Origin of the sequence: Rhodococcus yananensis (assembly GCF_020515525.1) — a bacterium.
GTDB lineage: Bacteria > Actinomycetota > Actinomycetes > Mycobacteriales > Mycobacteriaceae > Rhodococcus > Rhodococcus yananensis.
This window is the reverse complement of record NZ_JAIYEP010000001.1, coordinates 139650-166343: the sequence shown is the minus strand read 5'-3', so window position 1 is coordinate 166343 and position 26694 is coordinate 139650. Positions and strand designations below refer to the sequence as shown.

The 26694-nt window shown below is 69.1% G+C and carries 26 protein-coding genes and 2 pseudogenes; 12 read left to right on the top strand and 16 right to left on the bottom strand.

Features of this window, described 5'->3' with window-relative positions; all coding sequences use genetic code 11:
* Positions 1-133: 133 nt before the first annotated feature.
* Positions 134-604 carry a hypothetical protein gene (locus tag LDQ05_RS00780; protein WP_226434978.1) on the top strand — a complete coding sequence of 157 codons (471 nt, stop codon included), beginning with the start codon at positions 134-136 and terminating at the stop codon, positions 602-604.
* 240 nt (positions 605-844) lie between these two features.
* Here the strand turns inward: LDQ05_RS00780 and LDQ05_RS00775 are convergent, their stop codons facing one another.
* On the bottom strand, positions 845-1036 hold the full coding sequence (locus LDQ05_RS00775; protein WP_226434977.1) for a hypothetical protein: 192 nt from the start codon (positions 1034-1036) through the stop codon (positions 845-847).
* A 281-nt stretch (positions 1037-1317) separates the two neighbouring features.
* Complete coding sequence (locus tag LDQ05_RS00770; protein WP_226434976.1) at positions 1318-2175, bottom strand: alpha/beta fold hydrolase; 858 nt, start codon at positions 2173-2175, stop codon at positions 1318-1320.
* A 298-nt stretch (positions 2176-2473) separates the two neighbouring features.
* Between LDQ05_RS00770 and LDQ05_RS00765 the strand changes: the two genes are divergently transcribed.
* On the top strand, positions 2474-3298 hold the full coding sequence (locus tag LDQ05_RS00765; protein WP_226434975.1) for an SDR family oxidoreductase: 825 nt from the start codon (positions 2474-2476) through the stop codon (positions 3296-3298).
* Between the two features lie 37 nt (positions 3299-3335).
* Here LDQ05_RS00765 and LDQ05_RS00760 read toward each other — a convergent pair whose 3' ends face one another.
* Positions 3336-6506: an arabinosyltransferase domain-containing protein gene (locus LDQ05_RS00760; protein WP_226434987.1), complete on the bottom strand. Its 3171-nt coding sequence runs from the start codon at positions 6504-6506 to the stop codon at positions 3336-3338.
* A 323-nt stretch (positions 6507-6829) separates the two neighbouring features.
* Here LDQ05_RS00760 and LDQ05_RS19905 point away from each other — a divergent pair.
* The 3 genes and pseudogenes from LDQ05_RS19905 to LDQ05_RS00750 form a co-directional block, all read left to right on the top strand.
* Positions 6830-7273 (top strand): annotated as a pseudogene (locus LDQ05_RS19905) (quinone oxidoreductase family protein); the annotation flags it as partial.
* Positions 7251-7715 (top strand): zinc-binding dehydrogenase, encoded by a 465-nt coding sequence (locus LDQ05_RS19670; protein ID WP_308013136.1) that lies wholly within the window; start codon positions 7251-7253, stop codon positions 7713-7715. The pseudogene LDQ05_RS19905 and the gene LDQ05_RS19670, both read left to right, overlap by 23 nt.
* A gap of 17 nt (positions 7716-7732) precedes the next feature.
* Entirely contained in the window at positions 7733-8656 is a 924-nt protein-coding gene (locus LDQ05_RS00750) for an FAS1-like dehydratase domain-containing protein (RefSeq protein ID WP_226434974.1), read from the top strand.
* 83 nt (positions 8657-8739) lie between these two features.
* Here LDQ05_RS00750 and LDQ05_RS00745 read toward each other — a convergent pair whose 3' ends face one another.
* Positions 8740-9159, bottom strand: a complete 420-nt coding sequence (locus LDQ05_RS00745) for a hypothetical protein (RefSeq protein ID WP_226434973.1) — start codon at positions 9157-9159, stop codon at positions 8740-8742.
* Positions 9160-9476: 317 nt separating this feature from the next.
* Here LDQ05_RS00745 and LDQ05_RS00740 point away from each other — a divergent pair, with 317 nt between their 5' ends.
* Positions 9477-10124, top strand: a complete 648-nt coding sequence (locus LDQ05_RS00740; RefSeq protein ID WP_226434972.1) for a class I SAM-dependent methyltransferase — start codon at positions 9477-9479, stop codon at positions 10122-10124.
* Positions 10125-10130: 6 nt separating this feature from the next.
* On the opposite strand, the gene LDQ05_RS00735 is transcribed toward LDQ05_RS00740, so the two are convergent.
* The 3 genes from LDQ05_RS00735 to lipB form a co-directional block, all read right to left on the bottom strand.
* A complete protein-coding gene (locus tag LDQ05_RS00735) occupies positions 10131-11126 on the bottom strand; it encodes a 2-dehydropantoate 2-reductase (protein WP_226434971.1) in 996 nt (331 codons plus the stop codon).
* A 17-nt stretch (positions 11127-11143) separates the two neighbouring features.
* Positions 11144-12451, bottom strand: coding sequence for an alpha-hydroxy-acid oxidizing protein (locus LDQ05_RS00730; RefSeq protein WP_226434970.1), 1308 nt, complete (start codon positions 12449-12451; stop codon positions 11144-11146).
* Positions 12452-12614: 163 nt separating this feature from the next.
* Entirely contained in the window at positions 12615-13313 is a 699-nt protein-coding gene (gene lipB / locus LDQ05_RS00725) for a lipoyl(octanoyl) transferase LipB (protein WP_226434969.1), read from the bottom strand.
* A 229-nt stretch (positions 13314-13542) separates the two neighbouring features.
* On the opposite strand from lipB, the gene LDQ05_RS00720 reads away from it, so the two are divergent.
* Positions 13543-14493, top strand: coding sequence for a DUF808 domain-containing protein (locus tag LDQ05_RS00720; RefSeq protein ID WP_226434968.1), 951 nt, complete (start codon positions 13543-13545; stop codon positions 14491-14493).
* Positions 14494-14568: 75 nt separating this feature from the next.
* Here LDQ05_RS00720 and LDQ05_RS00715 read toward each other — a convergent pair whose 3' ends face one another.
* Both LDQ05_RS00715 and LDQ05_RS00710 read right to left on the bottom strand, forming a co-directional pair.
* The gene (locus LDQ05_RS00715) at positions 14569-15171 is read right to left on the bottom strand and encodes a phosphoribosylanthranilate isomerase (protein ID WP_226434967.1); all 603 of its coding nucleotides are present in this window, start codon (positions 15169-15171) and stop codon (positions 14569-14571) included.
* A gap of 221 nt (positions 15172-15392) precedes the next feature.
* Positions 15393-16856 (bottom strand): glyceraldehyde-3-phosphate dehydrogenase, encoded by a 1464-nt coding sequence (locus LDQ05_RS00710; RefSeq protein WP_226434966.1) that lies wholly within the window; start codon positions 16854-16856, stop codon positions 15393-15395.
* A gap of 273 nt (positions 16857-17129) precedes the next feature.
* Between LDQ05_RS00710 and LDQ05_RS00705 the strand changes: the two genes are divergently transcribed.
* Both LDQ05_RS00705 and LDQ05_RS00700 read left to right on the top strand, forming a co-directional pair.
* Positions 17130-17819: a hypothetical protein gene (locus LDQ05_RS00705; RefSeq protein WP_226434965.1), complete on the top strand. Its 690-nt coding sequence runs from the start codon at positions 17130-17132 to the stop codon at positions 17817-17819.
* 10 nt (positions 17820-17829) lie between these two features.
* Positions 17830-18063, top strand: a pseudogene (locus LDQ05_RS00700) (ArsR/SmtB family transcription factor); the annotation flags it as partial.
* On the opposite strand, the gene dnaB reads toward LDQ05_RS00700, so the two are convergent.
* From dnaB to rpsF, 5 genes are all read right to left on the bottom strand, one after another.
* Positions 18034-20235 carry a replicative DNA helicase gene (gene dnaB / locus LDQ05_RS00695; RefSeq protein WP_226434964.1) on the bottom strand — a complete coding sequence of 734 codons (2202 nt, stop codon included), beginning with the start codon at positions 20233-20235 and terminating at the stop codon, positions 18034-18036. The pseudogene LDQ05_RS00700 and the gene dnaB sit on opposite strands and share 30 nt — an antisense overlap.
* Positions 20236-20738: 503 nt before the next feature.
* The gene (gene rplI, locus LDQ05_RS00690) at positions 20739-21194 is read right to left on the bottom strand and encodes a 50S ribosomal protein L9 (protein WP_226434963.1); all 456 of its coding nucleotides are present in this window, start codon (positions 21192-21194) and stop codon (positions 20739-20741) included.
* A gap of 18 nt (positions 21195-21212) precedes the next feature.
* Positions 21213-21455 (bottom strand): 30S ribosomal protein S18, encoded by a 243-nt coding sequence (rpsR, locus tag LDQ05_RS00685; RefSeq protein WP_226434962.1) that lies wholly within the window; start codon positions 21453-21455, stop codon positions 21213-21215.
* Positions 21456-21494: 39 nt separating this feature from the next.
* On the bottom strand, positions 21495-22016 hold the full coding sequence (locus tag LDQ05_RS00680) for a single-stranded DNA-binding protein (RefSeq protein WP_226434961.1): 522 nt from the start codon (positions 22014-22016) through the stop codon (positions 21495-21497).
* Between the two features lie 64 nt (positions 22017-22080).
* Positions 22081-22368: a 30S ribosomal protein S6 gene (gene rpsF, locus LDQ05_RS00675; RefSeq protein ID WP_226434960.1), complete on the bottom strand. Its 288-nt coding sequence runs from the start codon at positions 22366-22368 to the stop codon at positions 22081-22083.
* A gap of 130 nt (positions 22369-22498) precedes the next feature.
* Between rpsF and LDQ05_RS00670 the strand changes: the two genes are divergently transcribed.
* From LDQ05_RS00670 to LDQ05_RS00660, 3 genes are read left to right on the top strand one after another with little or no spacing between them, the layout of a single operon-like run.
* Entirely contained in the window at positions 22499-23839 is a 1341-nt protein-coding gene (locus tag LDQ05_RS00670; RefSeq protein WP_226434959.1) for a glycosyltransferase 87 family protein, read from the top strand.
* Positions 23836-24195 carry a CD225/dispanin family protein gene (locus tag LDQ05_RS00665; protein WP_226434958.1) on the top strand — a complete coding sequence of 120 codons (360 nt, stop codon included), beginning with the start codon at positions 23836-23838 and terminating at the stop codon, positions 24193-24195. The genes LDQ05_RS00670 and LDQ05_RS00665 overlap by 4 nt, the downstream gene beginning before the upstream one ends.
* Positions 24196-24200: 5 nt before the next feature.
* On the top strand, positions 24201-24614 hold the full coding sequence (locus tag LDQ05_RS00660) for a DUF2752 domain-containing protein (protein WP_226434957.1): 414 nt from the start codon (positions 24201-24203) through the stop codon (positions 24612-24614).
* A gap of 5 nt (positions 24615-24619) precedes the next feature.
* On the opposite strand, the gene LDQ05_RS00655 is transcribed toward LDQ05_RS00660, so the two are convergent.
* On the bottom strand, positions 24620-25123 hold the full coding sequence (locus LDQ05_RS00655; RefSeq protein WP_226434956.1) for an RNA polymerase subunit sigma-24: 504 nt from the start codon (positions 25121-25123) through the stop codon (positions 24620-24622).
* A gap of 40 nt (positions 25124-25163) precedes the next feature.
* Positions 25164-26648, bottom strand: coding sequence for a glycosyltransferase family 87 protein (locus tag LDQ05_RS00650; RefSeq protein ID WP_226434986.1), 1485 nt, complete (start codon positions 26646-26648; stop codon positions 25164-25166).
* Positions 26649-26694: the final 46 nt, after the last annotated feature.

Sequence of the window (26694 nt, the reverse complement as noted above, 5' to 3'; positions counted from 1 at the left end):
GGGCCCGACTCGTTCTCCGTGGACGCCGGTCGTCGTGCTGCTCCGAATCACCCACCTCGTGTCGGACCCCGGGTACACAATCGAAGGTGAGGCACGACCCTCGCTTCGAAGCGACCGAGGAGGCGCACGTGCGATGTACGCGAACATCGAGGTCCACTTCGGCTGGACGTCACGGCGAGTGAGTCTCGCGGGCTGTGAATCACGCACTCGGGGACGGGAAGACCCCGAGCGGGAGGTCACGCTCGACCGCCGCGTGTGCGCCGAGGGCGTCACCCAACGACTACTGGCTCTGCACGATCCCGTCGCCGACCACGACTACGTCGCAGTCGTGGTGGGCCGGGTGACGGGATCGGACGATGTGCCCGTCCGCACCGTCGACGAAGAGCGTCTCCTGCTGGCCGCGGCGCACAGCCGGTGCCCCGGAGAGATCCTCGTCGGCACGGCCGGCGACGACGATCCCACCGTCCGCGAGCTCGGGCATCAGTTGCGCCGAGGCGGCCCGCTGAGGACGCTGCTGGCGTGTTCCGGTGCGCGGTCGGTGGTGATCGACTGGTCCGACGTGCCGGATCGAGCGGATGCCGGGCGAGTAACTCGCCGACGTTGATCCGACGACCGACACACCCGGGTTTCCCGCCGTTGCCGTCCGGTACGAAACCGGTGTCGACCTGCACACGCGTCACGTCATCACGTCGCGGGCGAGCCACGGCCGAGACCTCTGCGTGACCTTTTCGTTATATTGGCTTACGGTCGGTGGTGGAGAGAACGAATTCCACTTCCGACTCGCGGCGCCGGGCCGAGTACATGCCCGTCGGGGGCGGTCCGGCGCCGCGCCCGACCGGACCGACTACGACGAGGACACCCGTGCGGCGCGGTTCTCGAGGTCCTCCGCGTCGACCTCGGCACCCCACGCGCGCAGCGCCCTCGCCGTCACGCGCAGCGAGTCCGCCGACGGGCCGGTCGCGGGCGTCGACGGGTTCGCCGAGCGGGTGGCACCGGGACGACGTCCGGCCAGGGGAAACAGCGCAGTGAAGAGCATGTCGTACCTTTCGTGGGGCTGCGGCAGCATCGAGAACAGCCCGGCTTCACCGGCCGGAGGCACTCGGATCCCCGACCATACAGACTGTCTGCTACCTCGGGTCTACCACCGGACGACACGTTTCCGACTGCGACATCAGTCACATACGCACCACGAACCCCGGGAGTTGCAGGTCATCCCGTGGTCCATTCCACGAAAGGGGCCGCACGGTGACCGACGCGACGCGCACGCGGCCGTGCACGACGGGACGGGTCCGCGCCGACGTCGGTACGGGCGTGCGGTCAGTGCGACGGCGCCAGCCCGGCGCGCGCCACCGCGGTGGGTGCCTCCACCGCGATCAGGTGTCCCACGCCGGGGACGACCGCGACGTGCGCGTCGATCTCCGCGCCCATCCGCCGCAGCGCCGACACCTGGACGAGCGGATCCTGCTCACCGACGACGATCTCGACGTCGCGTCCGCGCCACCGCTTCCACAGCGCACCGGAGATGCGCGGCATCCCGGACTGCGACCGGCAGTACGCCCCCATCCGGCACGACCACCGCACCGTCGAGTCGTCGGGCTCGAAACCTTCACCGGCGAGGGACCGCAGGTACCGCTCGGTGTTCTCGATGCTCGGTTCGTTGCGCCACTGCAGGCCCGCGATGACACCGCGATGCCACCGCGCCCGCGGAACGAGCCCCAGGGGAGCCGCGAGCACGAGTTTGCCGACGCGGTCGACATCGGAGATCGCCGCAGCTGCCGACGCCGCCCAGCCCAACCCGAGGACAGGGGTCCGCTCGAGCTGCAGTGCATCGAGAATCTCGGTCAGCCAGCGACCGTACGCGGCGTGGACGTTGGAATCGGGTCGTTCGCACGCACTCGAACCGGGCAGCCCCGGCAGGTCCACCAGCGTCACCCGCGTGGATGTGTCGAACGAGCCCGCCAGCTCGCGCAGACCCGCTGCCGGCAGGTCGCCGCCCGCGAGCACCACGATCGGTCTGCCCGCGGCCGGTCCGACACCGATCAGGTGGGTTTCACCGAGCGACGTCCGCGTCACGTGCTCGTCGACGGGTCCTGTCCACTGCGACAGCAGCCCGGAGCAGGCCTGGTGGATGACGCTGTCGTCACCGGGACAGCGGTACGGGGTCTTCGTGAGCATTCCAGTCACCCACCTACCCGGTCGGTACCGACAGCGGCGGCATCTTCACAGGTGAACGGCATGTTTGGATCTTCTCTCGTAGGTACGACATGGTCCGGGTTCTCAGCCGGCTTCCGGCACACCGCAGGACACGGTAGCCCACACGCGCGCACCGAATCCAGCCCCGGGGCCGTTCGCGGCCCACGCGTCCCATCCGCCACGTCCGTCGGGGTGGGACGGGAGCCGCACGACCCGCGTGAGGCTCCCGTACGATCCCGACCGCCAAGAGGTCTCGTCATCGGGGAATGGGAGAACGTTCATGGATCAGGACGTGCTGGTCGTCATCGGAGTCGGAGGGATGGGCACGGCCGTCGCGCGGCGGCTCGGCAGCGGCCGGAAGGTCCTGCTCGCCGACTTCGACGAAACCACCCTGTACGGCGTCACACAGACCCTGCACGGCGAGGGACACGACGTGACATCGCAGCTCGTGGACGTGTCGGATCCGGCCTCCGTCGCGGCACTCGCCGACGCCGCAGCCGCACTCGGCGCCGTCACCCACGTCGTGCACACGGCGGGACTGTCGCCCGAACAGGCGTCCACCGAGGCTGTTCTGAAGGTGGATCTGCTGGGTGTGGCGCTGGTACTCGACGAGTTCGCCCGCGTCGTCGCGCCCGGCGGCGCCGGTGTGGTCGTCGCCAGCATGGGCGGGCACATGGTTCCCGTGCCGGACGAGCAGGCGGGGGCCCTCGCCGGTACGGCCACCGCGGAGCTTCTGTCGCTGCCGTTCCTGGCCCCGGAGACACTCGGGAACGCCGGCATCGCGTACGCGCTTGCCAAGCACGCGAACGTCCTGCGCGTGCAGGCCTCCGCCTCCGCGTGGGGTGAGCGCGGCGCCCGCATCAACTCGATCAGCCCGGGCGTGATCTCCACCCCGATGGGTCGCCGGGAACTCGACGGTGAATCCGGGCAGGGCATGAAGTCGATGGTCGCGATGTCGGCCACCGGACGCCTGGGTACCCCCGACGACATCGCCTCGGCCGCGGAGTTCCTGCTGGACCGCCGTTCGAGCTTCATCACCGGCACCGATCTGCTGGTCGACGGCGGGGTCGTCGCCGCGATCCGGTCGGCTCGCCGCGCGGGCTGAGCCGACCGGATCCGCATCCGGACCACGCACGTGCCGATCAGTACGCGATGTTGATGTGCCCCGGTGACCACAGTCCCGATCGGGTGATCGACTCGGTGTCGATCCTGGCGGGTTCCGCGGACTCGCCCCGCAGCGTGAACTGTTCCACCGAACCCCAGTCCCGATCCCAGTCGCCGTCGAGGTAGGACGCGATGGTGCGGCCTCCGAGCAGCATGTCGGTCCAGCCGAGGGGGCCGCCGCCGTGGTGGTCCTGCCACTGGTTGGTGGAGGTCGCGCCGACCCGGTCGGGCAGGATCCGGAACTCGGGGATCTCGGCGACACCGTTGCTGTGCAGCATCTGGTCCTGGCACGGGAAGTTCAGGCCGACGGCCCAGTCGAGCAGCACCGGCGTGTCGGTTCCCAGCACCTCCTGCACGGTCTGGGTCCGCGGCACCCGCGGTGGGGTGAACGCGAGCCACTGCTCCGGCGCGATGTCGTGGTCGACCGCGACGATGCGCACCGCGTCGGCCTCGGCGGGCAGCCGGTCGAGCGGCACCCGCAGGTTCCGCCACGACGGGGTCGGCCCGATGTCGATCGGCAACTCCGATCCGAGCACCGCGACGGAGCCGGATCCGTCCACGGTGCCGTACTCGAGACGCAGACTCTGGCCGTACGTCTCGACGCCGTCCGCGTCGACGGTGAAGATCCGGCCGGCCGCCGCGATCGACACGATGTCGCCGCGCGAACCGGTGGCGTCCGGATCCGGCAGGCGGTACCAGTCGGTGGTGACCCGCCCCGTTCCGCTGCCGTGGCTGCCGAGGACCGGCGTCGTGGCCGGGTCGAGCCCGAACGGCAGGGCGACACGGCTGCCGTTGGCGCCGACCCGTCCGACACCGCCCTCGGTGCCCGCGGTGCCCGAGGTCGTCGCCGAGTCACCGTCGACGGTGTTCGCGGTGCCCGCACCCGCACTCTCGTCGTCCGCCGACAGATCGTTCGCGACCCCGTCCGGGGTGAACCGGTCGTCCCCGGACACGGCGAGCGCCGCCGCGAGATCACCGCCGAGCGGTGTGAGCATCCCGGCGTTCGGATCCATCTCGAGCAGCGCATCGTTCGCCAGCCCACAGGACGAACCGGTCAGCGCATCGAGGTTGGATCGGGCCACCGAGTACGCGGGGTACTGGGCGACGGCGCCCTTCGCGAGCGAGAGCACCTCGAAGAGCACCATCGCCGCGGCCGCGACCGTCAACGGCGGGATCGCCCACAGTCGCGACGGCGTGTCGGTGCGCGTGTTGGCCACCGGGTGGATGTGCCACCACGCGGCGAGCAGCAGCGCGAGAACCGTGAGCCCGAAGAACACGGTGGAGAACCCGAAACCGGCGACGGACGGCGGCTTGTCCCACCACGGCACCCCGTAGCTGGACACGTACCACCAGCCGTTGGGGCCGATGAACGACATCGTCAGGGTGAACGACACGGCGGCGGCGAAGAGCGCGCGGTTGCGGCGCGACCGGAGGACCGCCGGGGCGACGGCCACGGCGGCGACGATCGCGAGCGCACCCGCCAGACCCGCGTAGATACCGAAGTGGTGCGTCCATTTGGTGGGCGCGAACATCATCAGGACGAGCGCGCCGAGGGTGATGCCGACCAGCCGTCGGGTCGGCCCCTGCGCCGTTCCGGGGATGTGCCCGCCGCGGCGGAGCATCGCGACGATCGCGGTGACCAGGCACAGGATCATCGTGAACACCGCGAATCGACGCGACAGCGACCCGTCGACGGTGACCTGCAGCAGATACTGGTAGCGCAGGTACTCCTGGAACCACGGCACGTTCGGGCCGACCGCGTGCGTCTTCTGCATCTCGAGGACGGCCGCCAGGGTCTGGTCGGCGAACACCGCGGCGAGGATGACGGTGCCGGCGGCGACGATCGGGGCGAGCACCACCACGAAACCGAACTGCCGGCCGCGGTCCAGCACGATACGGGCGATGGGCCGGGCGCCGGCGATCAACGCGGCGAAACAGATGATGCCGGACGGCCCCGCGGTGACGGTGATCGCTCCGACGAGGACCGCGACCGCGGCGGGCAGCAACCGGCGTGTCGCGACAGCGCGTTCCACCGAGCACCAGGTCAGCAGCACACCGGCCGCGACGATCGGCTCGGGCCGCAACCCGTTGTTGAACGGCAACCAGAACGCGAGGAACACCAGCGCGCCCGTCCACAGCGGGATCGACGTGCGCCGCACCGCGGCACCGATCCGCGGCGCGACCTCACGGCTGATCACCCACCATGTGAGCAGACCCGCGGCGAGGGCGGGCAGACGCATCCACACGCTGGCCGTGGACACGTGGGTCATGAGCGCGAGCACGTCGTAGAAGGGGGTACCGAACGGGGCCTCGGGGACACCGAACCAGCGGAAGTAGTTCGCCATGTACCCGGCCTCGTCGGCCGCGCGGGCCATGCCCAGCTGATAGCCGTCGTCGGCGGTGTTCGCGCCGATGATGTGCCACACGAGCAGGGTGCCGACGACCACGGCGTCGACCGGCCGGAACGACCACCAGGACGCCGGAAGGATCCGGCGTGACCGGCGGCCGTCGAGGGCGTCGAGCCGGTGCAGCGACCACAGCGACACGATCGTCGCGAGGACCGCGACGATCATCGCGACGAGTTTGATCCAGGTGGGCGACGACGTGAACCGGGTGTCGAGGTCCGCGGTGACCGACAGACCGTCGGGCAGGTCACCGTCGAGTCCGGTGAACACACCGACCATCTGCGGACGCAGATCACGATCGAACACCTGCTCGGTGTCGGCGCCGGCCGAACCGGTGACCGCGGCGACCGTCCGTTCCGGGGTGAAGTGCACGGTCACTGCGCACCCGGCACCCGACAGGTCGTCGACGGGGACGGACGCCAGCATCATGTTCCGGGAGATCACCTCGAGCGTCGCGGGACGGTCGTCCCCCGCGGTGACCCGCGCAACCAGTCCGTAGCGCTCGGCGTCGGGTGCACCCGGCGGGGAGGTCGAGACGATCGTGGTACCCGTCGCGGTCTGCGCGATCTCACACGGGACGGCGATGTCGAGGTCGACGGGGGCGTAGGTCACCAGCGGCGCGGTGACGCTGGCGGTGCTGCCCGCCTGCGGCCACGAGATCGATGCCTGTGTCTGTGTGACCGGCAGGAACGGGACGGCGAGAGCAGCGAGGACACCGATCGACGCGCAGATCAGAGCGAGCATCCGCGCCCGTGTCGCCGCGGGCCCGGACGATGCAGCGGGTGGCGTCACCTCCGGCGGTCTCGGGTGGTCGGCGGCGATGTCGGTGTCGGTCACGCCGCTCGATGCTATCCGAGACGACGACCGGCCCCGGGGTCGAGGACTTACCACCCGCTCCTATATAACGAGTTGACATGTAACGTAATAGGGAATTCGGGTGGCCCCGAGGACGCCCCACCCCGACACGCAGGAGGACACCCGTTCGCGCCGCCTTCCACACCGAACAGGGCAGTGTCGACGTTCTACGTGTCGACGAGCTACCCGCCCCGGCCCCCGGGCCCACCGACGTCCTGATCCGGGTGCGGGCCGCCGCACTCGACCGCGTCGACGTGTACTGGCGGGAGGGCTCCCACGGCATGCGGGTGACACCACCGCACATCGGCGGACGCGACATGGCCGGCACCGTCGTCGCCCTCGGGGACGTCGCCGCGCGCACGTACCCGGAGCTGGCTCCCGGCACCGACGTGGTCGCGATCGGACGCCGCGGTGCGCACTCGGAGTTCGCGGTCGCGCCGGCCGTGTGGACCTTCCCGAAACCCGGGGCGTGCTCGTTCGAGCAGGCCGCCGCGCTACCGACCGCCGGTCGCAGCGCCTACGACGCGCTCGTGAACCGCGCCGCGATCCGGCCCGGCGAGGACGTCCTGGTCGTCGCCGGCGGCAGCGGCGTCGGGAGCTTCGGGATCCAGATCGCCCGCGCCACCGGCTGCCGTGTCCTCACCACGGTGGGTCGGCCCGGGAAGTTCGGTCGGGCACTCGAGCTGGGCGCCGACGCCGTCGTCGACCACCGCACCGAGGGACATCGCCGGACGCGTCCGCGAACTCACCTGCGGCCTGGGCGTACACGTGGTCCTCGATCACGTGGGGGCACCCGTGTTCTCCGCGGCGATCCGGTCCCTGCGCCCGTTCGGCCGATACGTCACGACCGGGGTGACCGCCGGCCACCTCGCGGAACTGCACCTGGGCCGGGTGTTCGAAAAGGGCCTGTCGATCCTCGGGGTGGGCAGGCCCGACGAGCGCCGGGTACGGGAGGTGGTGATCGGACTGCTCGGCCTCGTCGAGCGCGGTCTCGTCGTCCCCGAGGTGCACTCGGTGTTTCCCCTCGACGACGTCGCGGCGGCACACGAGCTGATGGAATCGTCCGACTTCTTCGGCAAGATCGTTCTCTCGCTCTGATCCGACAGGAAGATCACATGTACACGCTGGTGGTGCACGGCTCCCACGTCATGCAGTTCGCGCGCGCGGTCGGCGACCGCACCGCGGCGTTCTACGACGTCGACCGATTGTCGGCGACCGGCCCGGACACGCTGGTTGCCCCACCCACCTTCCTGATGGCCGCCGACCATTTCGACCCCGACCACGCGCGGCGACCGCGTCCGGGATCGTCGTGGGCGGGCACGCAGGAGCCCAGCCCCACGCAACCGGTGGGCTTCCACACCGAACAGCACTTCGTGTTCCATCGCCCCGTCCGCACCGGCGACCGGCTCACCGTCACCCGGCGACCGGGCGGCAGCTGGCAGAAGACCGGGCGCCGCGCGGGAACGATGACGTTCTCGGAGACCCACCTCCACTTTCACGATCCGACGGGCCGACTCGTCGTCGAAACCCGATGGGTGCAGGCCGCGGTCGAACGCCGACCCGACCCGACGTCCCGTGCTGCCGCACCCGGCACCGACCCGTCACGCACACCGCGCGGAACCGGGACACCGCCCGCGGATGTCGTCGCGGTCGGGCAGCACTGGACGATCCCGCTGATCGACGAGGTCACCCCCGCCACGATCGCGATGTACGCGGGTGCCTCCGGCGATTTCCACCCCCTGCACTGCGACGACGTGTACGCCCGCCGGCGCGGCTACCCCGGGGTGTTCGCGCACGGCATGTACACGATGGGTATGAGCGGACGCGCCGTCACCGACGTCGTCGGCCACGAACGAGTACTCGCCTTCGGCGGGCGCATCACCGGGCAGGTGTGGCCCGGCGACACGCTCACCGCGCGCGCCCGCGTGACCGACGTGTACGACGACACGCAGGGCACGGTCGCGGACGTCGCCGTCACCACCACGAACGGTCACGGCGCGGCGGTGTTCGACGGAACGGCGACGGTCCGGACCGCGTGAGCGACCACCACCGCCCGGTCACGGAACGGCGTCGTCACGGGGCCGAGTCGTCACGGGACCGAGTCGTCACGGGGGCCGAGCCGTCACGGGACAAGGATCGCGGAGACACCCGGAATCACACTGATCACCGTGGGCGGCGCCTCCCACTGGTCCCGCAGCACCGTGACCGTCGCGACCACCGGACCGGAACCGGTGTCGGCCGTCGCGGAAGTGGGCAGGTTCTCCGCGTACCGGTCCTCGACCGGGTTCATCGTCTGCCAGTGCCTCAGCGCCACCCGCCCCGTCGCACCGGTCTGCAGGTTGCGCCAGTCCACCGCCAGATGGCGGTAGTGGTACTGGTAGTAGTACGGCGCCGGATCCGGCACCGAGAACCGCACCGACCCCGCGGATTCCGGGGACGCCGTGACCAGCACCGGCCTGAACGATCCGCCCGGCACCCCCGCCGGCCCGGCTTCGAGACCACCGACGGCCGGCAACGCGAACGTGAGTGTGTCGACGGGCACCGGTGCAGGTTCCGCAGCAGCCGGTACTGCGAACACGGGACCGAGCGCGACCACGGCGGAAATCGCAGCCGCAGTGAATATTCCGGACAATCGCACCGTCGTTCTCCTCCACTGGACTCGTCTCGACGAACGGCAACCCTCACATCGGACCACACACACCGCCGCGGTGCGCGGTAGATCGCGAACTCGCCGAGATGCGCCCACCGAGTCCGGGCGCTCCCCGTCCGGATCGCCGACCGACCCGAGGCCGCCCGATCACGTGTCGGCCCCGCACAGCATCATCGACGGTGAACCCACCCCCGTCGAGGAGCCAGCCGATGTCCGACAACCCCACACCCGCCGAATTCTGGGAAGCCCGCTACGCCGACGCCGACGGTCTCTGGTCCGGCCGACCCAACGCCGTCCTCGTCGAAGTCGTCGCCGACCTGCCCGTCGGCCGCGCACTCGACCTCGGCTGCGGCGAAGGCGGCGATTCCGTATGGCTCGCAGCACGCGGCTGGGCGGTGACCGGCGTCGACCTCTCACCCACCGCGGTGCGCCGCGCCGCGGACGCCGCCCGGGCCGCGGGCGTCCCCGACGACCGGGCGGAGTTCATCGCCGCCGACCTCGCGACCTGGCGGGGGAACGGTGCGTACGACCTGGTCACCGCGTCGTTCCTGCACTCACCCGTCGAGTTCCCCCGCACCCGGGTGCTGCGCGACGCAGCCGACCTCGTCGCCTCCGGCGGGCACCTCCTGCTCATCGGACATGCCGCGTTCCCGCCGTGGGCGACCGTCCCCGACCGCGACGCGGAAGACCACGGTGACCACCGGTTCCTGAGCCCGCAGGAGGAGATCGACGAACTCGCCCTCGACCCCGCGGCCTGGGACACCGTGCTCGCAGAGACCCGCGACCGGGACGCCGTCGGCCCCGACGGCACACGGGCCGTCCTCACCGACACGATCGTGTTGCTGCGTCGCAACTGAACCGAGTCAGGCGGTCAACGCGCTCAGCAACTCCGGGCCCGTCCAATCGCGCCGTCCACCGCGCTCGGCGTCACGGATCAACGCGATCAGCTTCTCGTTGACGGGTGTCGCGACGCCGAGTTCGCGGCCGATCCGCACGACCTCGCCGTTGATCCAGTCGACCTCGGTGACACGACCGGCCTCGAGGTCCTCCCACATCGACGACCGGGCGTGCGGGTCGATCGCCAGCATGGACGACGCAACGGTGCGGAACACGGCGTCGGGCACCGTGAGCAGACGCGGAATCCATGCGGGCGGCAGCGGGGTGAGGCGCGCCGGCACCCGTCCCGCGCGCCGCCCCACCGCCAGCGCCTCCCGTTGCGCGGCAGCGACACAGCGCCGGTAGTCGCGTTGCGACAGTTCGTCCTTCAGCGGAATACCCGACAACGCGTTGACCGGGTTGTTGAGGTTCAGCAGCAGCTTCGCCCACAGCACCGCAGCCATGTCCGATCGGAGCGTCAACGGCAGACCGGCCGCGGCGAACACCGGCAGATACGGGGTGAGCAGGTCGCTGTCCTCGACCTCGACGTCCCCCTCCGAGCCCCGGTGGAATCGTCCGGCGCCCTGCGCGACGACGTTGAACGGCACCATGCCCGTCAGGACAGGCCGGTCGATCCGCTCGCCCAGCACCGCCGCGTTGGCGAGACCGTTCTGCAGGCTGACGACGACCGCGTCGTCGCGCAGCAGCGGAGCCAGCACCGCGGCCACGTCCGGTGTCGCAGCGGATTTCACGGTCACCAGTACCAGCGACGCGTCGGCGACCACGGCCGGGTCCGTGCGGTAGTCGACGGAGGCGACCCGCACGGCGTTGCCGTCCAGATCCGTCAGGTGCAGGCCGTGCTCACGCACCTCCTCCGCGATCCGCTGCCGCCCGACGAACACGACGTCGGCACCCGCCCCGGCCAGTCGGCCCCCGATATGACAGCCGACACTGCCGGCCCCGTACACCACGATTGTGGACATCTACCGCAGATCCCTTCTCAGAACGACGGATTGGGTCGGACGAACCGCTCGTCGAGATCGGCGATCGACCGCGCCCCGGTCAGCGCCATGGTGAGGTCGAATTCGGCGATCACGTTGCGGATCACCTCCTCGACCCCGCGTTGCCCCGCGACCGCCAACCCGTACATGTAGGGGCGGCCCAGCAGCACGGCGTCCGCACCGAGCGCGAGAGCGACGAAGACGTCGGCGCCACTGCGTATTCCACTGTCGAGCAGCAGCGTCGGTTCCTGTCCGATCGCCGCCCGGATATCGAGCAGCGCATCGAGCGACGCGATCGCCCCGTCGATCTGACGTCCGCCGTGATTCGACACCACCACGGCGTCGACACCGAGATCGACGGCACGGCGGGCATCGTCGGGATGCAGGATTCCCTTGAGCACGATCGGCAGCGACGTGCGTTCGCGCAGCGTCGCCAGATGCTCCCAGCTCAGACCCGGGTTGGAGTAGATGTCGAGGAACGTCTCCGCGGCAGCGCGCGGCACGGCGGAGCGCAGGTTGTCGAGGAACCCACCCGGATGGTTGCGGGTCATCGCCAGCAGGGTGCGGATCGCCCCGAACGTGACCTCGGGCCGTTCGGTGATCACGTCCCGCGCCGCGTCGATCCGCGCCCGCACGATGTCGCGGAACCGCGGATCCGACGTGTACTGGGCGATGCCCTCGCCCCTCGCGAACGGCAACGATCCGAGGTCCAGGTCCCGCGGACGCCAGCCCAGCGATGTCGTGTCGAGGGTGACGACCACCGCTTCGGCGCCGATCGTCTCGGCGCGACGGAGCAGGCTGTCGACGAGATCCTCGTCGGCGCTCCAGTACAGCTGGAACCAGCGTGGCGTCTCGCCCATCACGGCGGCGCAGTCCTCCATCGGATTGCAGCCCTGGTTGGAGAAGATGTACGGCACCCCGGTCGCGGCGGCCGCCCGCGCGATCGAGAGGTCGCTGTCCGGGGCCATCGACGCGCCGGCACCCACCGGCGCCAACATCACCGGTGCCGACAACCGGGTGTTCACGACGGTGGTGCTCAGGTCGCGTTCGGTGACGCCGTGCGCCATCCGTGGCACGATCGACCACCGTTCGAAGGCACGCCGGTTGTCGACCATCGTCCGGCCCTCACCGGCCCCGCCCGCGACGTACGCCCAGGCCCGTGCCGAACTCGCGCGACGCGCCGCACGTTCGAGTTCACCGAACGAGGTCGGCACGGCGGGCCGTCTGCCCAGCGCGCCGTCGCGGTAGACGACTCCCTGTCGGTCGCGGCCGGGGCCGGCGGGCGTGGACGCGGTGGTGTCGGTCACAGAGTCCCCTCTCGGATGCGGTGGTGTCCCGATCCTTCCCGACGGACACCGATCAGGGAACCGTGCACGGATCACGCGCGGACGGCCGGCCCCGGTCCGGGAACCCTGTGGACCGCCGCGACGGCGCTCACGGCTGTCGCGTGCGGGGTCGTCCGCCGGTCGTTCACGCCACCGGTCGTGGCGTTCCCGTCGATCGGGCGGATGCCTGGAACGCCGTCGCCAGAACCTCACGGGTCCTGGCGAGCCCGGGGGAGGGCAGGCCCGCTTCCGCCAGTTCCGTCTCGACGTTCGTCATCTGCACGTCCGGGAGCCCGCACGCGACCGCCAGGTGCCACGGCTGCATGTCGCCTTCGACGTTGAGCGCGAACCCGTGCGTCGTGATCCCGCGACCCGAACGCATCCCGATGGACACGATCTTGCGGCCCGTCTGCTTCGTCCACACTCCCGTGAGCAGCTCGGCACCCTTCGGGGTATCGCGACGTTCGGCGGGAACCCCCAGCGCACCGAGCGCGTCGACGAGTCGCTGCTCAACCTCACGCACGTAGTCGACGACCCCCTCACCGGCACGCAACGCGACGACGAGGTAGCCGACGATCTGTCCCGGACCGTGGTAGGTCAGCTGCCCGCCGCGGCGGGTCTCCTTGACGGGGATGCCGTCGGTCGACGGCAGATGTTCGGGTTTCGTGCGGGCACCGACCGTGAAGACCGACGGATGGCTGAGCAGCCAGAGGGTGTCGGGGCGTGTGCCCTCCCGACGCTCCTCGTACATCTCCTGCATGCGTCCCATCGCCACGTCGTAGTCGACGGGTTCTTCGTCGACGACGAGACGGAGTGGACGATCGGCCGGCTTCTTCTCGCTCATGTCCTGCTCTCGTTCGGTCCGCGGCCACCTCGACGGCCACACCGACCCACTCTAGCGATCCCTACGACGGCGACTCCATCGCAGATTCCCCTACCCGCGAGTAGGGCGGACACTCGGTGTCGGAGCCTGTGCCTGCCCCGTCCGGCCACGTGTTCTGTACCGTTTCGTGCCGACACGCAACCGTGTGTCGGCAGCTCGGTTCCGCGGAGCCGAACCCTGGGAGGTACCCGTGGCCGGTGGACTCGTCGCCCTGCTGGACGACATCGCAACGCTCGCGAGAGCGGCTGCGGCGTCCCTCGACGACATCGGTGCCGCCGCGGGCAAGGCCAGCGTCAAAGCCGCGGGTGTGGTCGTCGACGACACCGCCGTCACCCCCCGCTACGTCGACGGTTTCACCCCCGACCGCGAGTTGCCGATCATCCGCAAGATCGCCCTCGGATCGATCCGCAACAAACTGCTGATCATCCTGCCGGTCGCGATGATCCTCAGCGAGTTCCTGCCCCGGGCACTCCCGTACCTGTTGATCGCCGGTGGCCTGTTCCTCTGCTTCGAAGGCGCCGAGAAGGTGTACGAAGCGCTCACCGGCGGCCACCACGACGACGCACCCGCCGGACAGAAGGGACCCGAGTTCGAGAAGGCCATGGTCGGCGGCGCCATCCGCACCGACCTGATCCTCTCGGCGGAGATCATGGTCATCTCCCTGTCGTCCGTCGAGCACGAACCGTTCTTCACCCGGCTCGCCGTGCTCATCGTCGTCGCGTTCCTCATCACCGCGCTCGTCTACGGTGTGGTCGCGCTCATCGTGAAGATGGACGACGTGGGTCTCGCTCTCGCCGAACGCAGGTCGACGTTCGCCCGGAGAATCGGACGCGGCCTCGTGACGGCCATGCCGAAGGTGATGTCGGTGTTGACGGTCGTGGGAATCGCGGCGATGCTGTGGGTGGGTGGCCACATCCTGATCGTCAACGTCGGCGAAGCCGGCTTCCACTGGCCCGCCGACCGACTGCACGACCTCGAGCACTGGGCCGGCGAACTCGTACACGGTGGGTTCGGCGGAGTCCTGTCGTGGACGTCGGGAACGGTGGTGTCGGCGCTCGTCGGACTCGTCCTGGGTGCGATCGTCGTGCTGATCGTGCACCTGATCCCGACTCGGAAGAAGCACGACGCCGCGGCCCACTGACCCCGCTGGAAGCACAACTGCGCCGAATGGTGATCGCGGCGGTGAATTCTGCGCTGCGATCACCACCGAGCGCTGTTATGCGGCGGCGGCGCGCACCGCCGCAGCGAAGGCCCGCATCAGCGCCGGGTCCTTGACGCCGCGGCTCGATTCGATGCCGCTGGACACGTCGACACCCCACGCGCCGGACGTCGTCAACGCCCGTGCCACGTTGTCGGGGGTCAGGCCACCCGCGAGCACCCACCGGCCCGCCGGCAGCGCACTGCGGTCCTGCCAATCCCATGTTCTGCCGGCCCCGGCGACGGCACCGTCGACGAGCAACAGATCGGCACCGAAGTCGTCGGACAACGCCTCGGCACCGCCCGTGTTCACGGCACGGATCACGGTCAACCCCGCCTCGTGCAGGAACCGCACGTCGTCCGCCGACCGCAGATCGTGAACCTGCACGTGATCGAGGTTCGCGGCCTTCGCGGTGGCGACGATGTCGTCGAGCGTCATCTTCACGTACACGCCGACCGACAAGGTTCCCTCCGGCACCCGCGCCCGCAGCCGCGCGGCCCGGTCAGCGGACACCCTGCGCGGGCTGTCGGCGAACACGAACCCGATCGCGTCGACACCGAGTTCGACGGCGAGATCCACCGTCGCGTCGTCCTGCAGCCCACACATCTTGATGAACGCCATCCCACACCTTTCGTACCGTCCGAGCATAGGGCGCAGGTCGGCGGTGCCGTCGCGACGCCACCGGCATGATCGGGGCACGGCTCACGATCGGTGCCCCGTGAGACACGAAATTCGGGTCGGAGCGTGCGGATACGCACACACCGACCCGAATCTCACGTGGCCCGCCCGCACGTGCACCGCGACAACGCGGTCACCGAACGGACGGCCGGGCGTTCACTCGCCTATGCATTCACCGCGGCGTCCGCGGGCGCGTCGACCAACGGGTAGATGGGGTACTCCACGCCCGACAGGTACTGGACGGTGCGGACCACCTGGCAGGAGTAGCCGAACTCGTTGTCGTACCAGACGTACAGGATGGCGGTGTCGCCGTCGACGATCGCCGCGTTCGCATCGATGATGCACGCCGCGCGCGAGCCGATGAAGTCGCTCGACACGGCATCGGTCGCCGCGGTGTAGTCGAGGTTCCGGCTCAGCGCTCCGGTGAGCGATTCCTGGCGAAGGTGCTCGAGCACCTCGTCCCGGGTGGACTCGCGCCCGAGCTGGAGGTTGAGGATCGCGACGGACACGTCCGGCGTGGGGACGCGAATCGAGTTTCCGGTGATCTTGGCCTTCAGATCGGGGAGAGCCTTCGCGATGGCGGAGGCCGCGCCCGTCTCGGTGAGGACCAGGTTGAACGGCGCCGAACGACCGCGCCGGTCGGCCTTGTGGTAGTTGTCCAGCAGGTTCTGGTCGTTGGTGAACGAGTGCACGGTCTCGACGTGGCCCCGCACGACCCCGAACTCGTCGTCGATGGACTTCAGGGGCGGAACGATGGCGTTCGTGGTGCAGGACGCGCACGACACGACGCGCTCGTCCGGGTCGATGTCGCGGTGGTTGACACCGTGCACGACGTTGGGGACGTCGCCCTTGCCGGGCGCGGTCAGCACGACCTTCGCGATGCCGGGGCGCAGATGCTGCGACAGCCCGTCGCGGTCGCGCCAGATACCCGTGTTGTCGATGAGGATGGCGTTGTCGATGCCGTACTCGGTGTAGTCGACGGTCGTCGGATCGTTGCTGTAGATGAACTTGATGACGTTGCCGTTGGCCGTGAGCGTGCTGTTCTCGACGTCGACCTTGATCGTGCCGTTGAACTGGCCGTGGACGGAATCGCGGCGCAGCAGGGACGCACGCTTGACCAGGTCGTCCTTACCGCTCTTGCGGACGACGACGGCACGCAGGTTCAGACCGTTGCCCGAACCGGCCTTCTCGATGAGCAGGCGCGCCACGAGCCGGCCGATACGGCCGAAACCGTAGAGGACGACGTCCTGGGGCTTCGCGGGGCTGTCCTGGGCGCCGCCGACCAGGTCGGCGAGGCGCTCCGCGACGAATTCGGGGATCGGAGTTCCGCCGCCGTGCTCGTGGTAGGCCGACACCAACAGGCCGAGGTCGATCTTCGACGGCCGCAGGTCCAGGTCGGTCAGCGCCTGGAGGAAGGGGAAGGTCTCCTCGACGGACAGCTCGTCACCGCGGATCTGCCGGGCGAAACGATGCGTCCGCAGGATCTTGATGACCGACTTGTTCACCAGCGAGCGACTGTGCAGCAGGATGGTCACCGAATGCTTCCGGTGCAGGCCCCCGATGATCGGAATCATCGCCTCCGCGAGGGCTTCCTCGGAGTTCCACTGGGTCAGTTCCGCTGTGCTCACTGCGCTCCCTCTGGCTTTCTGGCTCATGTGCGTGCTCGTGGGCCCGCCGGTCCGGTCGACGTGCGCGTCGTTCGCCATGTCGCGGACAACGACGCGCGCACTGTCAAGCATATGGAAGTCTCTTCCTGCGTCGACAGGCACCCGGCACGGCGAACACACGCGCGACCGACAGGTGCCGACCGTCACCTGTCAGTGGGGGCAGCTACGTTGGCGTGTTGCCCAGTGGTGGGTGACCCCGGGCCGGCGCCCGGTGTCGGAGGGCAAGGGAGCGACATGATGACGAATGAGGCGCGTCGGGGAGTCGAACCGGGGGCGACGATGGTCACGGCGATGCTGAGCCCGGTCGCGGGCGGGCTGATCCGAACCTGGACCGACCGGGGGTCGCAGTTGTGGTCCGTGGAGGATCCAGACGGACTGTCCGGGATTCTGGGTCGCGGAATCGTCGGCCGTACACCGAGGCAGGACGATCGTTTCCGTGAGGCCGCCTACCTGAATGCGAACACCGGGACACTGGTGGTGCAGAACCGGTTCGCCGCCACCGCCTCGGGGGAGTCGATGCAGGTGGAGGCGAATGTCTTCCAACTCGGTGATCCGGTACGGCCGGAGAGCAACCCGTGGCGCGATCTGGAGGGGTTCCTGTCGGCGGCGGCGATGTCGGCCGCCGACCGTGGCGAGTACTTCGTGGCGGAGTTGGGCGGCTGGGAGGAGATGCCCGAGCCGTACTGCCTCTTCGCGGTCCTGGATCGGGGCGACGGTCCGGTATCGCTGATCGAGGCCGCTCCCGCGCCGCGTGGCACCGGCGTCTGGCCCGATGTTCCCGAGGGCCGGCCCGGCGCCACGGTGACGGCGCCCGCCACCGCGCAGTCGTTGCCCGGATCCGGGATATTCGTGGCGTCGGCGATCTCGACGTGGGGTGCGCAGCCGTGGGACGTTGCGCTGACTTTCGGGAAACTGGGGGGATAGGCGATATATCGAGCTGTCCCAGCCGACCATCTCGCACCACCTGAAGGTGCTGCGCGAAGCCGGACTGCTCGACTGTGAGCGCCGCGGCACCCGGGTGTGCTACCGGGTGATCCCGTCCGCACCGGCCCAGCTCTCGGCGGTGCTGTCGTCCGAGCCCGGTGTCGTCGAGAGTAGGAATCAGCCAGCAGATCTATCGCTGCATCTCGACAGCGACTCAGCCGCGCGCCATGTCCACGAACCGTGAAAGGTGCAACTGGTGGGCAACCGTGATCGTCGCGGTCGGTCCGTTGCGGTGCTTGCCGACGATGAGGTCGGCTTCGCCGCCGCGGGGGTCGTCGCGTTCGAATGCGTCGGGGCGGTGCAGCAGGATCACCATGTCGGCATCCTGTTCCAGGGATCCCGACTCGCGAAGGTCCGACACCATCGGCTTCTTGTCGGTCCGCTGTTCCGGGCCACGGTTGAGCTGACACACCGCGACCACCGGAACCTCGAGTTCCTTCGCGAGAAGTTTGAGGCTTCGGGAGAACTCGGAGACCTCCTGCTGACGTGATTCGACCTTCTTACCGGACGTCATCAGCTGGAGGTAGTCGACGACGATGAGCCGGATGTCGTGTTTCTGCTTGAGGCGCCGCGCCTTCGCGCGGATCTCCATCATCGTCAGGTTGGGGGAGTCGTCGATGTACAGCGGGGCCTCGCTGATCTCGCTCATGCGGCGCGCGAGGCGGGTCCAGTCGTCGTCGGTCATGCGACCGGATCGCATGTCGGCGAGTTTGATCTTCGCTTCGGCGGAGAGCAACCGCATGACGATCTCGGTCTTGCCCATCTCGAGGGAGAAGATCACCGATCCCATGCCGTGCTTGATGGAGCACGACCGCATGAAGTCCATGCTGAGCGTCGAGTTGTGGGTGGGCACCATCGACCGACCCGCCAGGTACATGTGCTCGCCGTCGACCTCGACGCACCGCACCGGCACCGACGGAACGGGCCGCACGTCGACGATCCGCCGCGCCCGCACGACGTCGCCGCGACGTTCCTTGTGGCGCAGCGCCTTGCTGGGGAGCACGAACACGTCGTCGCCGGCCGTGAACGTCAGGCCGGTGGCGTCGACGGTGCGGGTGTAGCCGAGTCCGGCGACGAGTTCGGTGACGTCGTCGACGAGCCGGGTGCACGCGGACGCGAACCGCACGGTGCCGTCGTCGCCGATGGTGCCGCCCGCGTCGAGGAGACCGGCGAGCAGTTCGCGGCGCTGCTGTTCGGAGGCCCGCAGGTATTCGGCGGGGATGTGGGCGCCGAACGCGAGGATGTCCTGTGTGAAGCCGCCGAGGCCTTCGACGCGCATGTGCACGTGCGGGTCGGAGCACGGGCCACCCAGCCACGCACCGAGGGTGAACGGGGGGACGGGGAGGGCGGCGGCGGGCAGGTCCAGCGCGTCGGTGTTGGTGACGGTGTGCGCGGCATCGACGGTGGCGGCGAGTTCGCCGGTGGTGCGGACGACGCCGTCGGAGGTGCGCCACTGGTGGTCGCGGTCGGCGACGAGGACGGTCCCGTCGGAGAACACGACCTCGAAGCACGGGCGGTCGGCCATGACGTCGGTCGCGGCGACCACCCGGGTGGGCCTGCCGTGCGAGTCGAGGAGGTCGTCGCCGACGGCGACGTCGCCCATCGTGGTCCAACCGGTGGGGGTGGGCAGTTCGGTGTCGAGGGCCAGCGCCTTGCCGACACCCGGTCGCGCCGCGACGATGATCATCTGGCCTGCGTGGAGACCGTTGGTGAGTTCGTCGAGTTCCGCGAAGCCCGTGGGAACACCGAGCGACACGCCGCCGCGGCTGGCGATGGAGTCGATCTCGTCCATCGTGGGCTGCAGCAGTTCTTCGAGGGGCACGAAGTCCTCGGTGGTGCGGCGTTCGGCGACGTCGAAGATCTCGGCCTGGGCGCGGTCGACGACCTCCGCGACCTCCTGACCTTCCGACCCCGCGTACCCGTACTGGACGATGCGGGTGCCGGCCTCGACGAGGCGACGCAGGATCGCTTTCTCCGCGACGATCTCGGCGTAGTAGCCGGCGTTGGCGGCGGTCGGCACCGTCTGGGTGAGGGTGACGAGGTAGGCGGCGCCGCCGATGCGTTTGAGTTCGCCGCGGCGGTCGAGTTCGGCGGAGACGGTGACCGGGTCGGCGGGTTCACCGCGGCTGTAGAGGTCGAGGATAGAGTCGTAGACGCTCTGGTGGGCGGGCCGGTAGAAGTCTCCCGGACGCAGGACCTCGAGAACGTCGGCGATGGCGTCCTTGCTGAGCAGCATGCCGCCGAGCACGGACTGCTCGGCGACCATGTCCTGCGGAGGCTGACGACCGATGTCGCCGCCCGGCTCGTCGTCCGGACCGGGGTACTCGGAGTAGCCACGATCGTCCACAACTGCCAACGCGTTGCCCCGCCCTTCCCGAAGTTCAGTGCCACGCCCGGTGGGGTGGCCGACACGTCCCGGACTGCTGTTCCGGCGGTCCGGTGGGCGCCGGGTTCACACCCACGTTCTACCGGTCCACACCGACATCTTTCGGTGAGTCGTGCGCACGACGTTAGGAGCGAAAACCGCCGTCACCAAATCGGGTTGTGCACACATCTGTGGATGAATTGTGGAAAGGCGTGGACAACGTTGTGCACCGTATGTGGACAACCTGGGGAGAACACATCTCACATTTCTCGTTTTCGCAGGTGGTAGCGCATAAATCCGTGTTCATGCCTGTGGAATACCCCGATTTCGGCGTGTCGCGGCGCGTCGCACACCCGGGCGTGTCCACCAGTTCGTTCACGTGGAGATATGCGGCAGGTCACAATACGACGCTCTTCCCACAGGGTTTATCCACAGCCTGTACACAGACAGCGAGGAGCCCCGCGCAGGTGCGCGGGGCTCCTCGTGAACCGGTGTCAGGCAGCGACGACGTTCAGGGTGAACTTCGCGGTGACGTCCGGGTGCAGCTTCACGACGATCTGGTGCTTTCCGGTCGCCTTGATGTGCGCCTTCGGCAGCTCGACGATGCGCTTGTCGACGACCGGGCCACCGGCGGCCTTGATGGCGCCGGTGACGTCGGCGGCGGTGACCGAGCCGAACAGCTTGCCCGAGTCGGCTGCGGTCTTCACCGACAGCGACACGTCCTCGAGGCCCTCGATGGCGGCCTTGAGTTCCTGGGCGTGCTCGAGGCCGCGGACAGCGCGGGCCTCCTGGGCGCGGCGGATGCCCTCGACCTGCTTCTGGGCACCACGGGTGGCGACGATCGCCAGGCCGCGGGGCAGCAGGTAGTTGCGGCCGTAGCCGTCCTTGACCTCAACGGTGTCGCCAGGCGCACCGAGGTTGTCCACATCGGCGGTGAGGATGAGCTTCATGATGTTCCCTCCCTTTCCTCAGCGAGTCGTCGAGACGTAAGGGAGCAGAGCAACCTCACGCGAGTTCTTCACCGCGACAGCGATGTCGCGCTGATGCTGAACGCAGTTGCCGGTGACGCGGCGAGCGCGGATCTTGCCGCGATCGCTGACGTACTTGCGCAGCAGCGTCGTGTCCTTGTAGTCGATCTGCACCTGCTTGTCCTTGCAGAACGCGCAGACCTTCTTCTTCAATACCTTTTCGCGCGCGGGCGACTTGGGCATGGTCTTCTCCGTTGTGTGATGTTCCGATCGAAGGTCGGATCAGAACGGGGGCTCGTCGTCCCCACCGGCACCGAAGGAGCCACCCTGCGAAGCGTTGCTCCACGGGTCGTCTCCGCCGGCACCCTGGTTGGCGCTGGGACGCCCACCGCCCGATCCGCCGGAGGAACCACCGAAGCCACCACCGCCGCCGCCACCGCGACCGGCCTTGGTGACCTTGGCCGTCGCGTAGCGGAGCGACGGGCCGATCTCGTCGACCTCGAGCTCCACGACAGTGCGCTTCTCGCCTTCACGCGTTTCGTAGCTGCGCTGCTTGAGCCGGCCCTGCACGATGACGCGCGAGCCCCTGGTCAAGCTTTCGGCCACGTTCTCCGCTGCCTCACGCCAGATGTTGCAGCGCAGGAACAGGGCCTCGCCGTCCTTCCATTCGTTGGACTGACGGTCGAAGATCCGGGGGGTGGACGCGACGGTGAAGTTCGCGACCGCGGCACCCGACGGGGTGAAACGCAACTCGGGGTCGGCGGTCAGATTGCCGACCACGGTGATGACGGTGTCGCCTGCCATGTGGTTCCTCCTGCTGTGTGTGGAGTCCTGCTGCGCCAGAGCCTACGGCTCGGCGCTGACAGGCTCACTTCCCGAGGCGCAGAACCTTGGTGCGGAGCACCGACTCGTTCAGGCCGAGCTGACGATCCAGCTCCGCAACCGCGGCGGGCGTCGCGTTGATGTCGACGACCGCGTAGATGCCTTCGGTGTTCTTCGCGATCTCGTATGCGAGACGGCGCTTTCCCCACACGTCGACCTTGTCGATCTTGCCGCCTTCCTGGCGGATCACGTTGAGGAACGTCTCCAGCGAGGGAGCGACGGTGCGCTCATCCAGGCTGGGGTCCAGGATGATCATCAATTCGTAATGACGCATAAGACCTCATCACCTCCCATGGACTGTGAACGGTCACGGACGATCCGTGACGAGAGGGTCACCTGCGTCGGCAACCCGACCAGAGTACATGACCTCCGCTTGACCAGCGAAATTGTCCTAGGGTGAGCCCATGCGTACCAGCCGCCGCACCGCCACGGCCGTCGCGGTGCTGCTGTGCGCAGCGACGATGTGGCTCGGCTACCTGTCCAAGGCCCGCTGCGCGGGACCGCCGTTCGACCTGCTGGGCCGCTCCATGCGGTTCGACGAGGTCAAGGACGCACACGTCTGCTATTCCGACATCCAGCAGCTGTGGCTGGGCCGCGGCATCAACCTGCACCAGTTCCCGTTCCTGACCGGGGGACTCAACGAGGCCGGGCAGCTCACCGGGGGCAGCGTCGAATATCCCGTGCTCAGCGGCGTCCTGATGTGGCTGGGGGCGGTGGGGGCACACACCGACGCGGAGTTCCTCCGCCAGTGCGCGCTGCTGCTCGCCCCGTTCGGGCTCGCCGTCGCGTGGATGCTCGCCCGCCGCACCGGATGGCGGGCGCTGTGGTGGTCGGCGACGCCACCGCTGGTGCTGTACGCGTTCCTCAACTGGGATCTTCCGGTGGTGGCCGTGGCTGTCGCAGCGATCGTCGTCGTCGGGATCCGACGATGGTCGCTGCGTACCCGCGGGATCGCGGCCGCGGCGCTGCTGGGGATCGGTTTCTGTCTGAAGATCTATCCGGGGTTGTTCGTGCTGCCGCTGCTCGCCTACGTGTACACCGGGGGTGAGGACGGCGACCGCCGCGACACCCGCGGCGCCCTCGCGGTCGCGGCGACGGCGATCGGCACCGTCATCCTCGTCAACCTGCCGTTCGCGGTCCTCGGATACGAGGGGTGGCGGGCGTCGTTCGTGTTCCAGTTCGATCGGTCCGCGGACCCGACGAGCAACTCGATCTGGTTCTGGGGGCTGCGGCCCCTCATCGGCGGCGGCACCGGATACGACGTCACCGCCGAGTACGACGACCTCGTCTCCCTCGTCTCACCGACCCTGGTCCTGGCGTCGTTCGCGCTCGCGATGTGGCTCGGATGGCGACGCTACCTGCGGGAGGGCACGTTCCCGTGGCTGGCGGTGTCGGCGGCGATGCTGTGCGGGTTCCTGCTGCTGCACAAGGTGCATTCACCGCAGTACACCCTGTGGCTGCTGCCGCTGCTCGTGCTCCTGAACATCCCCTGGCAGTGGATCGCCGCGTACCTGGTGGTCGATCTGTCGATGGGCATCGGCATCTTCCGCTGGTTCGCCGCCACCGCCGGCGACGGCGACGAGTCCACCGCGCTCGTTCTCGTCGGCGTCGGAGTGTGGGGCCGCGCGCTACTGTTGGCCGCGTTGTTCGTCGTGTTCCTCCGTTCGTCCCCGTACACCGGGTCCGGCACGGACGGAACTGCATCCGCCGAACATCGGCTCACCACCACGAGGGGGAGGACTTGACCGAATACCCGAAGTACCCCGACGACGGGCGGGGGTGGACACCACCACCGGGTGGGCAGGTCCCGCCGAATCCCGCCTACGGCGGCTACCCGACGTACACGCCACCACCCGACAACTACATGGTGTGGGGCATCATCACCACCGTTCTGTGCTGCCTTCCGTTCGGCATCATCTCCCTGATCCAGTCGTCGCGGGTGAACAACCTGTGGGGGCAGGGCCAGTTCGACGAGGCGCGCCGCGCGGCTCAGTCGGCGCAGACATGGGCGATCTGGTCTGTGGTGGCGTCGCTGCTGCAGTACGGCGTGATCATCCTGCTAGTGGTGATCGCCGCCGCCATGAGCGCCTCCAACACCTGATCGCCGTGCACGCACTCGCCGCACGCCTGCGCACCCCCGCTCTCGTCGGGCTGGGCGCGGCGGGTGTGTGCGCTTTCGTGGCGTGGGCCGACCCCACGACTCCCGGTGGTGTGATCCCCCCGTGCCCCACGTACACCCTGCTCGGGATCTACTGTCCCGGGTGCGGGACCTCCCGGATGCTGTACTCGCTGCTGCGCCTGGACGTCGCCTCGGCACTGCACTACAACGCGCTCGGTGTCGCAGCCGTGGTGCTCCTCGCCGGTACCTACGTGCTGTGGGTGGGTGGTCGTCTGCGGGGCACACCGATGCCTCGGTGGGATCGCTACCGGTGGTCACCGCACATCGTGCTCGTGGCCGTCACCGCGTGGTTCGTGGTCCGCAACATCCCGGTGGCGCCGTTCACCGCGCTGCGGATCTGAACCGATCAGGCCGCGCGGAACGAGTTGAGCGCGGCGTGCTGTTCGGTTCGGACACGGCCCGGGGTGACGTCGAGCGCGGCACCGGTCTGCACCGTGTCGAGTCCGATGATGGTCCGCAGGATGAGGACCTCCTGCTGGGTGTGCGTCATGGTCGTGTCGCCACCCGCACCGAACTTCGTGTCGGCCGAGGCCGACGCGATCCGGTAGGTGTAGCGGAGGAACGGTCCTCCGACGACGGATCGGCCGGCAAGGGTGGTGCCCGATACCCCCGGTGTCCGCGACAACCCGGCGAGAACCTCCCGGCACACCTCGAGAGCCAGATCGTCGGCGTCGGTGAACGCGAACCCGGCGCAGCGTGCGCGGGCGCGGCAGTACGAGGTCACCGGTGCCAGCATCCGCCGCAACAGCGCCGGCATCGCCGCCGCGTCACCCGACACGACGGCATCGGCGAGATCACACACGGTGAACTCACCTCGTCGTCCGGCCGGATCCTTCTCGCCTCTCGTCACCACAGTGGCCTCCCCTCCACCTCGAACCCCGCTCGCGACCCTAGTGTCGCCCGACGCTCGGCGACATCCTCCGATCGGATGACATCGGACACGGGGACTGCGAACCGGGTGGCCGCAACCACGCCGGCAACCATCGTGGCGGGTCGTCGGGGGACTGATCGAGAACCCCACCCACCGGGTCGTCGATGAAGCCGTACCGCACCCGGTCCCGGTCGGGACGACGGATCTGCCACACCACGACGGCGCACAGCGCGAGCACCGCGATGTCGCGGAGCGCGACCGTCGCGGTGAACCACTGCTCGGGCAGACCCTTGTCGGCCGGCCCCAGGTAGTAGTACATGCGCGGCACCCACACCAGCGCATCGACCGTCATCCACGCCAGCAACGCGCGGCGGTGCGGAACCGCGAGCACCGCGAGGGGAACCAGCCACAACGAATACTGCGGGCTCCACACCTTGTTGGTGATCAGGAACGCTGCGACCACCAGGAAACACAACTGCGCCAACCGTGGTCGGCGCGGCGCGGTGAGCGCCAGCCACGCGATCGCGGCGCACGCCATTGCGAACAACACCAACGAGACGACGTTCAATGTGGACGGTGCGAGATCGGGCCATCCGACGAACGAACGCAGCACGTTGTAGATCGAGTCGGGGTCGGCACCCCGATCCGAATTGAGTCGGAAGAACTCGAGCCATCCGCGCGGGTAGAGCACCATGATCGGCAGGTTCACGGCCAGCCACGCCGCGGCGGCCCCGGCCGCCGCGCGCGCGAACGAACGCATCTTCCCTGCGCGCAGACACAACACGAGCAGCGGGCCGAGCAGCAGCAGCGGGACCAGTTTCGTCGCGGCACCGAGCCCGAGCAGCACCCCGGCCAGAACCGGGCGGCGTCGGGCCCACGCCAGGAGGGCACACGCCGCGAACGCGGTGGACAACGCATCGAAGTTGGTGAACGCGTGCACGACCACCAGCGGGGACGCCGCGACGAGCGCGGCGTCCCACACCCGCCGGCCTGCGGACATGGCCGTCGCCCACAGCGTCACCAGCCACCCCAGTGCCAGGCCGAACGCCGCCACGTCGAAGTAGATGGCGACCTGCAGGCCGCCGGGCAGCCACGATGCGGAATCCCATGCCTTCGCCACTCGCATCGACACGTACTGGTACAGACCGGCGAGCACCGGGTACTCCATGTACCGCGTCTGCGTCGCACCGTCCGGACCGGGTTCCTGCCAGGACGTGGCGTACGGGAACGCGCCCTCGGACAGTCGTTCCGCGCCGTACAGCGGAACGATGTCGGAGTAACACATCGCGACGTACTGGCGGTTGTCGCTCCAGTCCAGGCCGAGTGCACCGTCCGCCCCGACCGGCCCCTGCTGGATGCAGGCGGCCTTACCGAACCAGCCGAACGCCAGCACGACGATCGCGAGCAGCAGCATCGCGCGCAGCGGCGTGAAGAACCGCACCCGGCCGATGAGCGCGTGCCGGCCCACGGGACCACCGATCACCGTGGACAGACGCGCCACCATCGGATCGGTGCGGCCCGGGGTGTCGCGCCAGTCCACGGACCGCACA